This window comes from Massilia sp. TSP1-1-2 (genome assembly GCF_049896185.1).
Lineage (GTDB): Bacteria > Pseudomonadota > Gammaproteobacteria > Burkholderiales > Burkholderiaceae_D > Telluria_A.
In genome coordinates this window covers 1-13,123 of record NZ_JAFCTU010000036.1, presented here as the reverse complement: position 1 = coordinate 13,123, position 13,123 = coordinate 1, and the positions used below count along the sequence as shown (strand labels likewise).

Here is a 13,123-nt window from a genome sequence, read left to right as displayed (position 1 = left end):
GGCCTTACCCAGGCCAGTCCCTTCCCGTGCGCTTACAAAGCGTGCTCTATAATGGCCTGATATGTGTATGCGACGCGGCCCCTTTCTTCTGTGAGACCAGCATGAAAATTGAAAATCCAAATCCGATCGACTGGCGTTTTTCGGAGCGCGCAAGCCAGCTGCAAAGCTCGTTCATCCGCGAAATCCTGAAGATCACCCAGCGCCCCGAGATCATCTCGTTTGCCGGCGGCCTGCCGTCGCCTGCCACCTTCCCGGTCGAGCAGATGAAGGCCGCCTTCGACAAGGTCTTGACCGAAAACGGCAAAGTGGCCCTGCAATACGGCCCGACCGACGGTTATCCGCTGCTGCGCGAATGGATTGCCAATTCCCTGTCCACGGACAGCTGCAAGATCAAGCCGGAACAGGTATTGATGACGTCCGGCTCGCAGCAGGCGCTCGACCTGCTGGGCAAGGTGCTGATCGACGAAGGCAGCCGCGTGCTGGTTGAAACGCCGAGCTACCTGGGCGCGCTGCAAGCGTTTTCGGTCTACCGTCCCGAATTCAAATCGGTGGCCACCGACGACCACGGCCTGGTGCCGTCGTCGATCGACCCGGTCGCCGACGGCGCGCGCATGCTGTACGCGCTGCCGAACTTCCAGAACCCGACCGGGCGCAGCCTGTCGATCGAGCGCCGCGTGGAGCTGGTCGAAACGTGCGCCCGCCTGGGCATTCCGCTGATCGAAGACGATCCGTACGGCGCGCTAAGCTACAAGGGCGAGCCTTTCCCCAAGATGCTGAACATGAATCCGGACGGCGTCATCTACATGGGTTCGTTCTCGAAGGTGCTCACGCCGGGCATCCGCCTGGGTTACGTGGTCGCGCCGCTGCCGCTGGTACGCCGTCTGGAGCTGGCCAAGCAGGCCGCCGACCTGCACACCGCGCAGCTGACCCAGATGGTGGTGTATGAAGTGATCAAGGATGGCTTCCTCGACCAGCACATTCCAAAAATTCGCACGCTGTACGCGAACCAGTGCCAGGCCATGCTCGACGCGCTGACCGAGTGCTTCCCGTCCAGCGTCACCTGGACCAAGCCGGAAGGCGGCATGTTCATCTGGGTAACGCTGCCAAAGCACATCGACGCCATGAAGCTGCTGGACCAGGCGATCGCGGCCAAGGTGGCCTTCGTGCCGGGCGCGCCTTTCTACGCCAACGAACCGGAAACGAACACGCTGCGCCTGTCGTTCGTGACGGTGCCGCCGGAGCGGATCCGTGAAGGCGTGGCCGTGCTGGGCAAGCTGATCGCCGCGCAACTGTAAGGGAGGGCCGACATCGTCCTCGCACGCGAGGGCGATGTCGGTCGAGATGGATTGAGGTGCATCGAGGTGCAATTATGCAACTGAAATAATTGTCACTTTCCGGCAAGTTATAGTACTGTTGTATTGATAAAGCGCAACACACTTCAAGTGTTGCCAAAAACAATACCAACAGGAGCCGATGTGAGATTGAACCGCGCGTTGCAGCCATGCCTTGCCATGCTGCTGATCCTGCAAGCCTTCAGCGCCAGCGCGCAAGCCACCGACGAAGAAGAGCTCGCCCTCGTCTACGGCGACACCAGCAACGTCACCATCGCCACCGGCAGTGAGCAATCGCTGCGGCGCGCGCCGGCCGTGGCCTCGGTCGTCACCGCGCAAGACATCGCCGCCATGGGCGCGACCGACCTGGACCATATCCTGGAGACGATCGCCGGCATCCATATCAGCCGCTCGCCCAACCAATATTCCCCCCTGTATATGGTGCGCGGCATCTACAGCGCCTACCTGTCGCAAGTATTGGTGCTGCAAAATGGCATTCCCGTCACGTCCGCCTACCTGAACAACAAGGGCAACGTCTGGGGCGGCTATCCGGTGGAACACATCGCGCGCATTGAAGTGCTGCGCGGGCCCGGCTCGGCGCTGTACGGCTCGGACGCCTTTGCCGGCGTCATCAATATCATCACCAAGGGCCCGGCCGACACCCGCGGCACCGAAGTGGGCATGCGCGTGGGCAGCTTTGCCACGCGCGACGCCTGGGTCCAGCACGGCGGCAAGCTCGGCCCTGCGAGCGTGGCCGTGTACCTGCGCGCCGGGCGCACCCACGGTTTTCGCAGCATCATCGACGCCGACGCCCAGAGCCGCAACGACGCCATCTTCGGCACCCGCGCTTCGCTGGCCGGTGGGCCGGTCAATGTCGGCAACGACGCCATCGACGGCAACCTTGACATCAGCGTCGACAAGTGGCGTTTTCGGGCCGGCTACAAGGGCCGCGACAATGTCGGCACCGGCGCCGGCATCGCCAACGCGCTGGACCCGGTGGGCAAGTCGAAAAGCGAACGCGTCACGGGCGACCTGTCCTGGACTGACGCGAACCTGGGCGAAGGATGGAGCGCAGGCGCCATGCTCGCCGGCATGACTTACAAGCAGACCACGCCGGTCGACTACCAGCTTTTCCCGCCCGGCCTGCGCTTTCCCACCGGATTGTTTCCGAACGGCATGCTGGGCGGCCCGGATTTTTCCGAAAGGCAGTTGCGCGCCTCGGCCTTTGCCGCGTACGCCGGCTGGCGCGGGCATAACGTGCGCGGTGGCATCGGCCATGACGACCTGAACCTGTACGACACGCATGAAACGCGCAATTTCAACTACACGGCGGGCGGGGTGCCGGTCCCGCTGTCGCAAACAATCGACTTTTCCAGCACCAATCCCTTTCTGTTTCCCCAGCGCCGGCAGGTCGATTACGCTTACGTGCAGGATGAATGGACGTTCGCGCCCGACTGGACCGTTACCGCCGGCGTGCGCCATGATCACTACTCCGACTTTGGCGGCACCACCAATCCGCGCGGGGCGCTGGTGTGGGACGCGTCGTACAACCTGACCGTCAAGCTGATGTACGGGCGCGCTTTCAGGGCGCCGGCCTTCATTGAAAGCTACGGCGTGGCCAACCCTGTCATTCGCGGCAATCCGAACCTGAAGCCGGAAACGAACCACACGCTCGAAGCGGCGATTTCCTGGCAGGTGCGCGCCGACACCCAGCTGAACCTGACCATTTACCGCTACGCGATGAGCAATATCATCCGCACGGTGCCCAACGCAACGCCCAACACGGGCGCCACGTACCGCAACACGGGCGACCAGGACGGCAACGGCATGGAACTCGAATCGCAGATCAAGGTCGGCAAGGACCTGCGCGTGACGGGCAATTACAGCTGGCAGCGCTCGATTGACAAGGCCACCGGCCAAAACGCGGGCTATGCGCCGCGCCATCATGCATACGGGCGCGCCGACTGGCAGTTTGCGCGCGCATACCTGGTCAGCGCGCAGCTCAATGTGGTGCGAGGACGAGCGCGTGCGCCGGGGGATGTGCGCAAGCCGGTGGCCGACTATGCCACGCTTGACTTGACCTTGCACAGCGAGCGTGGACGGGGGAAATGGGATGTTACGGCGGCGCTTCGCAATGCCCTGAACGCCGACGTACGTGAGCCGAGTCCGGCCCCGGGACTGCAATTGCCGCACGATCTGCCGATGGCGCCGCGGGCTTTGTCGTTGCAGGGGTCGTATTGGATGTAGGGCGAAGGTTGGCATGACCGCCAGGACCGGCAGCTATAGCACAGCAACCACATCGTCCTCGCGCACGCGGCTGTTGCAGAAGGGACGACGGTGCCGCAGCACTACATCGTCCTCGCACACGCGGGGACCCATAGAACCGACGAGTCATGTTTACCTTGAATCGAACCGATTACTATAACGCGTTGATTCGTAATCAAACTGTTGGCGCCCGTACTATGGGTCCCCGCTTTCGCGAGAACGATGTTGATGCGTTACTGGTTAGATCAACAGCGCTGCCTTTGACGACGGGCGGCAGTGGACGGTTTTACAGCCCCCTCCCCCTACACCTGCTTCGGATACCCCGTAATCTGCGCAATCTGCGCATACATCGGCTGCAGCCGCGCGTACATCTTGCGGTACACGCGATGATACAGCTGGTCGTACATCCGCTGGTTTTCCGGGATCGGATGGAACACCTTCCCCACCCTGGTCATCGCCTTGATCGCACTGGCAAAGTCCGGATACAAGCCTAGTCCCACCGCCGCATCGATCGCCGCGCCCAGTCCGGACGTCTCGTACAAATGCGGCCTGGCCGTCGGCAACCCAAAAATATCGGCGGTCAGCTGCATCGCCGCGTCGCTCTGCGATCCGCCGCCCGACACGCGCAGCTCGGTGATTTTCACGCCGCTGCGCTTTTCAATGCGCTCCTTGCCTTCGCGTAGCGCATACGCCAGCCCTTCCAGGATCGCGCGGTACACGTGCGCGCGCGTGTGCACGTCGCCAAAGCCGATGATCGCCCCCTTCGCCTCCGGTCCCGGCACCCTGATTCCCGGCGTCCAGTATGGCTGCAGCATCAGCCCCATCGACCCGGCCGGCACCGCATTGACCAGTTCATCGAACAGTGCTTCGGGCGCGATATCTTGTTCCAGCGCGCGCGCCCGTTCCAGGTGCCCGAACTGCTCCTTGAACCAGTTGACCATCCAGTAGCCGCGAAAAATCTGCACCTCGGTGCTGTACGCGTGCGCAATGGCGGCCGGATACGGCGGAATGAAGGGCGTCACTTCCACGTAGCGCGTGGTGGTGGTGTTGATGGTGGCCGTGGTGCCGTAGCTCAGGCACCCGATGTGCGGCTCCTGGCAGCCGGCGCCAATCACTTCGCAAGCCTTGTCGGCCGCCGCCGCCAGCAGCGGCGTGCCCTCCAGAATGCCGCACGCCGCAGCGGCCGCCGCGTCGATCTTGCCAATCACCGTGCCCGGCGTCACCAGCTCGGGCAGCATCTGCGGCGTGATGGCCAGCGCCTGCCACTTCCAGTCGCGCTTTGCGGCCCAGCGCTGCTTCTTGTAGTCGAACGGCAGATAGGCCACTTGCGAGCCGATCGAATCGGCAAAGCGCCCGCACAACTTGTAATTGAGGTAGCCCGACAGCAGCAGGAACTTGTCGGTGCGCGCCCAGATGTCCGGCTGGTGCGCCTTGATCCAGTTAATCTCGGCCTCGCCGCGAAAAAAATCCACCGTGGCCTTGACGCGCGCCAGCCGGAACGCTGCGTCCCACCATGCGCCGATCGGCGGCACACTGTCGGTGCGGCGCTGGTCAAGCCAGGTGATGGCCGGGCGCAGCGGCTTGCCGTCTTTGTCCAGGTTGACCATGGTGCCGCGCTGCGCCGTCACGGCCACGCCCTGCACGCTGGTCTTGTCTGCGCCGTCCTGTGCCCAGAGGCCCTGGCAGGCTTCGCACACGGCCTGCCAGTAGCCGTCGACGTCATGCTCGGCCCAGCCGGGCTGCTGCGAAAAATACGGTTCAAGGTGCACCTGCGACTTGGCCACAATATTGCCGTTCAGGTCGAACAACAGCGCGCGCACGCTCTGCGTGCCGTTGTCGATGGCGAGGATGGTTTTAACGGTCATGTCGGCAAGCTGTAGTTAGCGTTCCATAATGCCAGATACGCGGCCTGGCTTGTCTCCCATTGCGCGTCGGTCCACGCCAGCTCCGGCTGGCAGATTGCGCGAATGCGCGCCAGATGCTCCACGCCGCCGCCGCGCAGCTGCAGGCCAAGGCGGGTGCGGCGCAGCAGCAGGTCTTCAAGCCGCAGCACCGCTTCGCAGCGCGCCGCCCAGCGCAACTCGGCCCACAGGGTCTGGGTGCCGGGGATCAATTCCAGTTCGCCGGGCGCTGCCGCCGCCAGCAGCGCAGGGGCGGTGGCGCCGTAGCGTCCTTCAATGCGCTGGCGCTGCGCGCCGCGCAGGCGCATGCCAAGCCGGACGCGATCTGCAAAAATCGGCAGCGGCTTGAGCTGGTCGTGCCAGCCTGGCAGCAGCGGCTTTGCATGCTTTAATGCGTCGAGGGCGATCACGCGAAACGTGGTCAGCTTGCCGCCGGTGACGGTCAGCAGGCCCGCGTCGACCCAAACAGCATGGTCGCGCCCTTCCTTGGACGGATCGGCCTGGCCGCTGTCGATCACGGGGCGTACGCCGGCGTAGGTGGCGAGAATATCGGCCTCGTTCAAGCCCTGCTGCGGAAACTGCGTCTCCAGCGCCAGCATCAGGTAGTCGACTTCGGCGCGCGTGATCGCCGCTTCCGTATTGAGCGACGCGGCGTGATCGACATCGGTGGTGCCCACCAGCGTTACGCCTTCCCACGGAAACGCGAATACCGGGCGCGCGTCGGCCGGATGCATCAGGCTGACCGCCTGCGCCAGCGGCAAGCGCCAGGCCGGCAGCACCAGGTGGCTGCCGCGCAGCGGGCGTATCTTTGGTGTGGCGCCGGTTTGCCCGCGCAGACCATCGGCCCAGGCGCCGGTGGCGTTGATCACCAGGCGCGCGCTGACATCGCACTCGCCGCCGCCCACGGCGTCATGCAGGCGGGCACCGGTGACTTTGCCTGCACTGCGCAGCAGCGACTGCGCGGCCAGGTAATTGACGGCCACGCCGCCGTGGCTTTGCGCCTCCTGCAGCACGCGCAGCACCAAACGCGCGTCGTCGGTCTTGGCGTCGGTGTAGCACATGCCGCCCGCAAGGTCGATGCGGCCCACGTTCGGCACCATCATCAAAAATTCGGTGCTGTCGACATAATGGCGCTCGCGCTTGCCCGACAGCAGGTCATAAATGGCCAGGCCCAGCAAGAACATCTTGCGGCCCGGTTTGCCGCCCACATAGTCACCAAAAGCGAAGCTCTGGCTTTCCACCAGCCCGCCCGCTTCGCGCAGCAAGGCGTCGCGCTCGCGCACCGATTCGCGCGTCAGGCCCAGGCGCCCTTCCTTCAGGTAGCGCAGGCCGCCGTGCACCAGTTTCGACGAGCGGCTCGACGTGCCCCAGGCAAAGTCGCGCTGCTCGACCAGCAGCGCCTTCAGGCCGCGGCGCGACGCTTCGAGCAGGATGCCGGCGCCAGTGATGCCACCGCCGATGATCAGCAAATCCCACTCGCGTTCGGCCAGCGCCAGCGCCGGCAGGGAGCTGCGCCAGCCGGCCTGCCACGGCGCGTTCATGCTGCCACCAGTTTGCCGGGATTCATCCGGCACTCCGGGTCAAAGTGGCGAAACAGCGCCTGCATGGCGCCGATGCCGAGCGCGCCTTTTTCGGCAATCAGATAGGGCGCATGGTCGGTACCGACGCCGTGCTGGTGGCTGATGGTGCCGCCATTAACAACGATCGCTTCGGACACGGCGCTCTTGAGCGCGCGCCAGCGCGCCAGGTCGCCCTCGTACGTGCCGGAGAGGCGATACACAAAGGTGCTGTAGACGCTGGCACCCTGCGCGTATACGTGGGACAGGTGCGTGTAGGCGTGCACCCGTTCCCCGCGCGTGGCCAGTGCTTCGGTCGCCGCCTCTTCGATGGCGTGCATCATGGGCGTGACGCCCGGCCAGTCGACGGCGGTTTCCACGGTGTCGATCGCGTAGCCGTGCTGCCATGCCGTATTGCGCAGGTAGACATTGCGAAAGCGGTTCTGCTTCCACTTCTCGCCCATCTTGCGCCCCACGTGCACGCCGCCCTGCTTGCGCGCCAGCGCCAGCGCGCCCTTGAGTGCCGCCTTGGCCGCAGCTTTGCCGCCGCTGGCGCCGATCATCAGCATGCACTTGCCTTCGCCGCAGCCGCGCCAACCCAGGTAAGTTTCGAGCGCGCCGATCAGGCGCTTGTGCCCGGCCAAGGTCAGCATGGTCGTCGTCTCCGCGCCGTTCGACAGGCGCAGCATCGACAGTGGCAGTCTGGCTTGCGCGATCGTGCGCGTGGCCAGGGCCGCCGCTTCCCAGCTGGGGAAGAACACCGCATGAAAAGCTTCATGCTCGGGCAACCTGGTGATGCGCACAGCCGCTTCGGTCAGGATGCCCAGGCGCCCTTCGGAGCCGAGCACCATCTCGCGCAGGTCGGTGCCGGCGGCGGACGCGGGAAAGGTCGGCAGGTCCAGCCGCCCGGCCGGCGACTCGACGCGCCCGCCCGCAAACAGCTGCTCGATGCGGCCATAACGCAGCGACTGCTGGCCGGACGAACGCGTGACAACCCAGCCGCCCAGCGTCGAATACTCGAACGACTGCGGAAAGTGGCCGAGCGTAAAACCATGCGCGCGCAGCTGCGCTTCGAGGTCCGGACCGAACACGCCCGCCTCGAACGTGGCCAGCTGCGCTTCGATGTCGAGATTGAGCATGGCGCGCATGCGCGTCATGCTGATGGTCAGGACCGGCATGGCGCCGCCCGGTACCGTGATATGGCCGGCCACGCTGGTGGCGCCGCCGCAGGCAATCACCATGGCGCCGTTGGCGGCGGCAAAGTCGAGCAGCTCGCGCACCTGGTCGCCGCTCTCCGGAAAAGCCACGCCGTCGGGCGCGGTGTCGATGCGCCCATGGCGCATGCGCAGCCAGTCCGGCAGGCTTTGCCCAAGTGCGTGCGCCACGCGCACCGGCGGCGAAATGTCGACCAGCGGGTGCCACGGCAAGCGCGTCGGCGCCAGCTGGTCGCAGGCCTGGCGCAGCGTGGCATCGGTCATCTTGCCACCCGGTCCCAGCCGCTCATGTAAAAATGCCAGCGCGTCCCCGCCCAGCGCAAAATCAATGGCGTCGTCGCCCCATCCGTTCCACCGTTTCATCGAATTTTCCCGTTATACTTGTCTAGGCCAGTTTCCATGGCTGGCAGAGTAACGCCGGGCCGCCATTTTGTATTGCGCTTTTATGACAACACTCTTGTTCAAACATGCCAGCGGTTCGCACTGACACGCGCCGCGTCACGGGTTCCTATCTCCAGCCGCTGCTGGAGGCGGCGCAGGCGCGTGGCGTGAGCGCGCGCCAGCTCGCGCTCGCGGCCAACATGCCGGCCGACGCGCTCGGCCCTCTGCCCGACTCGCTGGCCGCCGACGATTACGTGCGCCTGCTGGCGGTGGGCGCGCAACTGGCGGACGATCCCCATTTTGGCCTGCATGTGGGCGAGCGCGTCAAACTGGGCACCTACAGTGTGTATGGGCTGATCCTGTTGTCGTGCAAGGACTTCGGCCAGGTTTTTCAGCAAACCATGCGCTACGAACAGCTGGCGCATGACCTGGGCGGATCCAAGCTGGCGCTGGACGGCGCGCAGGCGCAGTACCAATGGATCAGCAACTACCCGTCGGCCAGCCGTCATTTAGTTGAGAGCGTATTTGCCGGCATTCGCGTGTTCAGCACCTGGCTGGCGGGCATGGCGCTGCCCTCGTCCAAGATGCAGTTCACCCACGCGATGGTGGGCGGCGCGGCCGAGTACGAGCGTATTTTCGGCGCGCTGCCGCTGTTTGACGAACCGGTCAACGCGGCCCACTTCGACGCCCAGTTGCTGGCCTGGCCGGTGCCCAATGCCGACGTCGGCCTGTACCCGGTGCTGCAGCAGCACGCTGAAACGCTGCTCAAGGAGCGCGCCCGCAGCGACCAGGGCATTGCCGCGCAGGTGCATGCGGCCATCATCAAGAACCTGGCGCACGACCGGGTGCGCCTGTCGTCGATCGCCGACGAACTCAATCTGTCGCCGCGCACGCTGCAGCGCAAGCTCAATGAAGCGGGCGCCAGCTTCCAGCAAGTGCTCGATCAGGCCCGCTTTGCGCTGGCCACGGACTACCTGCGCCAGGACACGCTCTCGCTGGTGGACATCGCGTTTTTGCTGGGCTACCAGGAGCAAAGCGCGTTCACGCACGCCTTCAAGGAGTGGGCCGGCGTGAATCCCGGCGCCTGGCGCGAAGGCGCCCAATGTCGCCTATAATAATGAGGACTCGATCAGCCCTGGTATCGCCGTGAACCCACATCTCGACAAGCTGCACCCCTACCCTTTCGAAAAGCTGCGCCAACTGTTTGCCGGCCTCACCCCGAATCCCCAGTACGCCCCCATCAGCCTTGGCATCGGCGAGCCGAAGCATCCCACGCCACCTTTCATCCAGAAAGCGCTGGCCCATGGCGTGCAGGGACTGGCCAATTACCCTACAACGATCGGCAGCGATGCGCTGCGCGGCGCGATTGCCAACTGGCTGCAGCACCGCTATGGCATTCCCGAACTGAATGCGGCGACCCAGGTCTTGCCGGTCAATGGCTCGCGCGAAGCACTGTTCGGCATCGCCCATTGCGTTGTCGACAGCGCCAAACAAGCACCGCTGGTGATGTGCCCGAATCCGTTTTATCAAATCTATGAAGGCGCCGCCTATCTGGCTGGCGCCGAACCGTATTTCGTCAATTCCGAACCGGGTCGCAATTTTGCGTGCGACTACAGCAGCGTGCTGGCTGACGTCTGGCCGCGCGTGCAACTGCTGTATCTGTGCTCACCGGGCAACCCGACCGGCGCCACGCTCGCGCTCGAAGACTGGGAGCGCCTGTTTGCGCTGGCCGACGAGCACGGCTTCGTGATCGCCGCCGACGAATGCTATTCCGAGATCTACCATGGCAGCTTTGCGCCGCTGGGCGCGCTGGAAGCGGCGCACCAGTTGGGCCGCAGCGGGGGCGAGTCGCCGTACGCGAACTTGATCGTGTTCTCCAGCCTGTCGAAACGCTCGAACGTGCCGGGCATGCGCTCGGGCTTTGTCGCGGGCGACCCGGCGATCATCAAAAAATTCCTGCTGTACCGCACCTATTGCGGCGGCGCCATGTCGCCGCCGGTGCAGGCGGCCTCGATCGCGGCCTGGGGCGACGAAGCCCACGTCCAGGAAAACCGCGCGAAATACCGCGAGAAATTCACCTTAGTCACGCCCATGCTCAAGCAAGTCATGGACGTTGAATTGCCCGACGCCGGCTTTTACCTGTGGGCGGACGTGCGCAGGACGGGCTTGACCGACACGGAATTCGCCCGCCGCCTGTACCTTGATTATAATGTCACTGTGTTGCCTGGGAGCTACCTTGCACGTGAAGCGCACGGGGTCAATCCCGGGCAGAACCGCATTCGCATGGCGCTGGTCGCCGAAGTCGATGAAGGCGTGGAAGCGGCGCAGCGTATCGTCCAGTTTTGCACAGCCTTGAAAAAAACCTGAAACACCACCAAGAGCCTACATGACCCAACAACTCCAGAACATCATCGATACCGCCTGGGAACAGCGCGCCGAGATCACCCCATCGAACGGCGCCGCTGAATTGCGCGACGCGGTTTCCCACGTGATTGCCGGACTTGACGACGGCACCTTGCGCGTGGCGCAAAAGACCGGCGCCGACTGGGTGGTCAACCAGTGGATCAAGAAAGCCGTGCTGCTCTCGTTCCGGTTGGAAAACAACAGCGTCATGACGTCCGACGGCACGATGCAGTTTTACGACAAGGTCCCTACCAAGTTTGCCAGCTATACAGCCGAAGATTTCGCGCGCGGGGGTTTCCGCGTGGTGCCGCCGGCCGTTGCCCGCCGCGGCAGCTTCATCGCCAAGAACGTGGTCTTGATGCCGTCCTACGTCAACATCGGCGCCTACGTCGATGAAGGTGCCATGGTCGACACCTGGGCCACCGTCGGTTCGTGCGCGCAGATCGGCAAGAACGTCCACCTGTCCGGCGGCGTCGGCATTGGCGGCGTGCTCGAACCGATGCAGGCGAACCCGACCATTATTGAAGACAACTGTTTCATTGGCGCCCGCTCCGAAATCGTGGAAGGTGTTATTGTCGAAGAGAATTCAGTCATTTCCATGGGCGTGTACATCGGCCAATCGACCAAGATCTACGACCGCGCTACCGGTGAAGTCACTTACGGTCGCGTTCCGAGCGGTTCGGTCGTGGTGTCGGGCAACCTGCCGTCCGAAGATGGCAAGTACAGCTTGTATTGCGCAGTGATCGTCAAGCGTGTCGATGCCAAAACGCGCGCCAAGACGGGCATCAACGAGTTGCTGCGCGGCATCTAACTACAGAGTATCCACGGAGGAGATCATCATGGCAATGGACCGCTTGTTTCATCTGATGAAAGAGAAACACGCGTCGGATATGTTCTTCGCTGTTAATTCGCCAGTGCAGATCAAGATTAACGGGAATTTGATTCCCATTAATCAGCAAAAGCTGGACCCGGAAAATATCGAAGCGCTGCTGGGGGAGATTGCCTCGAAAGAGCAGATGGCCGAGCTGATGCGCGACAACGAGCTGAACATGGGTATTTCGGTGCCCAATCTCGGCCGGTTCCGCTTGTCGGCTTTTCGCCAGCGCGGCACCATTTCGGCGGTGTTCCGTTTTGTCCCGGCCGTGATTCCCCAGCTTGACGACCTTGGCTTGCCGCCGATTCTGTCCGAACTGATCATGGAGAAACGCGGTTTGCTGTTGCTGGTCGGCGCCACCGGTTCGGGCAAGTCGACCACGATCGCCTCCATGCTCGACCATCGCAATGAATTGCGCGCAGGGCATATCCTGACGCTGGAAGACCCGATCGAGTACCTGTTCAAGAATAAGAAATCGATCGTCAACCAGCGCGAGATCGGCAGCGACACCGCCAGTTTTTACGTCGCGCTGCGCAATTCCATGCGCCAGGCTCCGGACTGCATTTTGATTGGCGAGATTCGCGACAAGGAAACCATGGCGGCCGCGCTGGCGTATGCGCAGTCGGGCCACCTGGTGCTGGCCACGCTGCACGCCAACAACAGCTACAACGCGCTGAACCGGATCATCAGTTTTTATCCGATCGAAAACCGCGCCGCGCTGCTGCAGGATTTGTCGTCGGCGGTCAAGGCGATTGTCTCGCAGCGCCTGGTGCGCTCGGCGGCCGGCGGCACGCGCCAGGCGGCGGTCGAGATCATGGTCAACACGCGCTACGTGTCGGACTTGATTGAAAAAGGCGAAATTGGCCAGATCAAGGAAGCGATGGAAAAAAGTCTGTCGCCAGGGTCGCAATCGTTCGAGTCGGCCTTGTTCCAGCTGGTCAAGAGCGGCTTGGTGACCCAGGAAGAAGCGCTGGCCAATGCCGATTCAGCCACCAATTTGCTGTGGCTGCTCAATAACGGGCCCGACTCCGCGAACAATGCGCAGGATGTAGCAAACGACAAAAAGGATGAAGAAGGCGCGAACTTCACCGAGTTCACGCTGAACTCCTGATCCGGCCATTTAGCCTGGATGTTTCATAAACTGCCACTGCGTCTCCCGCTGGCCGACGCGGGGCCTCATCGGCAGCGATTGCAATGT

At 63.6% G+C, this 13,123-nt stretch carries 9 protein-coding genes; 6 read left to right on the top strand and 3 right to left on the bottom strand.

What is annotated here, in order from left to right; genetic code table 11:
* The first annotated feature begins 101 nt into the window (after positions 1-101).
* Together ACP7BV_RS22675 and ACP7BV_RS22670 are read left to right on the top strand one after the other, a co-directional pair.
* Entirely contained in the window at positions 102-1,295 is a 1,194-nt protein-coding gene (locus ACP7BV_RS22675) for a PLP-dependent aminotransferase family protein (RefSeq protein ID WP_426107010.1), read from the top strand.
* A gap of 180 nt (positions 1,296-1,475) precedes the next feature.
* On the top strand, positions 1,476-3,578 hold the full coding sequence (locus tag ACP7BV_RS22670; RefSeq protein WP_426107009.1) for a TonB-dependent receptor plug domain-containing protein: 2,103 nt from the start codon (positions 1,476-1,478) through the stop codon (positions 3,576-3,578).
* 320 nt (positions 3,579-3,898) lie between these two features.
* Here the strand turns inward: ACP7BV_RS22670 and ACP7BV_RS22665 are convergent, their stop codons facing one another.
* Genes ACP7BV_RS22665 through ACP7BV_RS22655 form a run of 3 tightly spaced genes read right to left on the bottom strand, consistent with a single transcriptional unit; the run spans position 3,899 to position 8,630 of the window.
* Positions 3,899-5,461 (bottom strand): FGGY-family carbohydrate kinase, encoded by a 1,563-nt coding sequence (locus tag ACP7BV_RS22665; protein ID WP_426107007.1) that lies wholly within the window; start codon positions 5,459-5,461, stop codon positions 3,899-3,901.
* Positions 5,458-7,038: a glycerol-3-phosphate dehydrogenase/oxidase gene (locus tag ACP7BV_RS22660; protein WP_426107006.1), complete on the bottom strand. Its 1,581-nt coding sequence runs from the start codon at positions 7,036-7,038 to the stop codon at positions 5,458-5,460. Before ACP7BV_RS22660 ends, ACP7BV_RS22665 begins: the two co-directional genes overlap by 4 nt.
* Entirely contained in the window at positions 7,035-8,630 is a 1,596-nt protein-coding gene (locus tag ACP7BV_RS22655; protein WP_426107005.1) for an FAD-binding oxidoreductase, read from the bottom strand. The genes ACP7BV_RS22660 and ACP7BV_RS22655 overlap by 4 nt, the downstream gene beginning before the upstream one ends.
* Before the next feature lie 104 nt (positions 8,631-8,734).
* Between ACP7BV_RS22655 and ACP7BV_RS22650 the strand changes: the two genes are divergently transcribed.
* From ACP7BV_RS22650 to ACP7BV_RS22635, 4 genes are read left to right on the top strand one after another with little or no spacing between them, the layout of a single operon-like run.
* Positions 8,735-9,763 (top strand): AraC family transcriptional regulator, encoded by a 1,029-nt coding sequence (locus ACP7BV_RS22650; protein ID WP_426107003.1) that lies wholly within the window; start codon positions 8,735-8,737, stop codon positions 9,761-9,763.
* A gap of 31 nt (positions 9,764-9,794) precedes the next feature.
* Entirely contained in the window at positions 9,795-11,015 is a 1,221-nt protein-coding gene (dapC, locus tag ACP7BV_RS22645; protein WP_426107002.1) for a succinyldiaminopimelate transaminase, read from the top strand.
* A 19-nt stretch (positions 11,016-11,034) separates the two neighbouring features.
* Positions 11,035-11,862, top strand: coding sequence for a 2,3,4,5-tetrahydropyridine-2,6-dicarboxylate N-succinyltransferase (gene dapD, locus ACP7BV_RS22640; protein WP_426107001.1), 828 nt, complete (start codon positions 11,035-11,037; stop codon positions 11,860-11,862).
* Positions 11,863-11,890: 28 nt separating this feature from the next.
* A complete protein-coding gene (locus ACP7BV_RS22635) occupies positions 11,891-13,036 on the top strand; it encodes a PilT/PilU family type 4a pilus ATPase (protein ID WP_426106999.1) in 1,146 nt (381 codons plus the stop codon).
* The last annotated feature ends 87 nt before the right edge of the window (positions 13,037-13,123 follow it).

Excerpts from the sequence above, each read along its gene's own strand:
- ACP7BV_RS22675 (WP_426107010.1), top strand. The coding sequence starts at position 102 with ATGAAAATTGAAAATCCAAATCCGATCGACTGGCGTTTTTCGGAGCGC.
- ACP7BV_RS22655 (WP_426107005.1), bottom strand. The coding sequence starts at position 8,630 with ATGAAACGGTGGAACGGATGGGGCGACGACGCCATTGATTTTGCGCTG.
- ACP7BV_RS22660 (WP_426107006.1), bottom strand. The coding sequence starts at position 7,038 with ATGAACGCGCCGTGGCAGGCCGGCTGGCGCAGCTCCCTGCCGGCGCTG.
- dapD (WP_426107001.1), top strand. The coding sequence starts at position 11,035 with ATGACCCAACAACTCCAGAACATCATCGATACCGCCTGGGAACAGCGC.
- ACP7BV_RS22635 (WP_426106999.1), top strand. The coding sequence starts at position 11,891 with ATGGCAATGGACCGCTTGTTTCATCTGATGAAAGAGAAACACGCGTCG.
- ACP7BV_RS22650 (WP_426107003.1), top strand. The coding sequence starts at position 8,735 with ATGCCAGCGGTTCGCACTGACACGCGCCGCGTCACGGGTTCCTATCTC.
- ACP7BV_RS22665 (WP_426107007.1), bottom strand. The coding sequence starts at position 5,461 with ATGACCGTTAAAACCATCCTCGCCATCGACAACGGCACGCAGAGCGTG.